The organism is Treponema sp. R6D11, assembly GCF_054786075.1.
Genome location: NZ_BDHD01000474.1, coordinates 1 through 966, shown reverse-complemented (window position 1 = coordinate 966; position 966 = coordinate 1). Strand labels below are relative to the sequence as shown.

The window sequence follows — 966 nt, the reverse complement described above, 5'->3', positions numbered from 1 at the left end:
GGTTTCTCCCACGCGTTCCAACTTCTTATACACATCCTCCGCGATGTTTGCGCGGAAAACTTTGTTTAACAATTTCTTTTTGACAGCATCGCCTACGCACTTTTTGCACACATAGCAGCTTCTGCCGGTTTCTCCTTTTCCAATCACTATCTCGCCGTCTTTTTGCTTATTTATGCGAACCATTTCGCCTTGCAAAAATTTGTTGCGACAAGCGATACAAGTGCGAGCGAAAGGGCTATTCATCAGTCTTTTCTTGTTTCTCGATTATATTGCCATTCTCGTCGATTTCGATTAAGTCTATCTTATGCCCTGTCAAACGAGCAGCTAGACGTACGTTTTGCCCGCCCCCACCGATAGCCAAAGATAACATATCGGAGCGAACATAAGCCTTCGCTTCGTTCTCACCGACAATTTCTATTCTCTCGATTTCTGCTGGCGCCAATGCTGCGCTTATAAATTCAACTGGGTCGTCGCTATATTTGATTATGTCCATCTTTTCGCCCGAAAGTTCGTTTGAAATCGGGATAATTCTCGAGCCGTTTGCGCCGATGCATGCCCCACGCGGGTCAACATTCGGGTCGTTCGAACTAACCGCGATTTTGGTTTTAACGCCTGCCTCACGCGATACAGCCTCGATTTTAACAACACCGTTTTTAACTTCAGGAACCTCTCTTGATAAAAGCGCGCGAACCATGTCCGGATGAGTTCTTGATGTATATATGCTCATGCCGTTCGTGCGTTTTTCATCGCCGACAGAAACAACAACGACTCTAATTCTATCGCCGCGAACAAAACTTTCGTTTTTGATTTGTTCGTTTTTAGGAAGAAGAACCTCTTTTTTGCCTATTTTTACGATTAGGTTTCCGTTCTCGGAACGAAGGACTTCGCCTGGCACAACTTGCCCAACAAGCTCTGCAAATTCTTCAAATAGTTGCTCTTTTTCTTTAGCGCGAATTGATTGCGTTA

The 966-nt window shown here is 44.7% G+C and carries 2 protein-coding genes; both read right to left on the bottom strand.

Going from position 1 to position 966, the window contains the following annotated elements; all coding sequences use genetic code 11:
• Positions 1–243, bottom strand: a 243-nt coding sequence (locus ACYVTD_RS14055) for a YlxR family protein (protein ID WP_461248348.1), incomplete at its 3' end; no start/stop codon positions are given.
• Positions 236–966: transcription termination factor NusA (gene nusA / locus ACYVTD_RS14050; protein ID WP_461248347.1), on the bottom strand; the 731-nt coding region annotated here is incomplete at its 5' end. The genes nusA and ACYVTD_RS14055, both read right to left, overlap by 8 nt.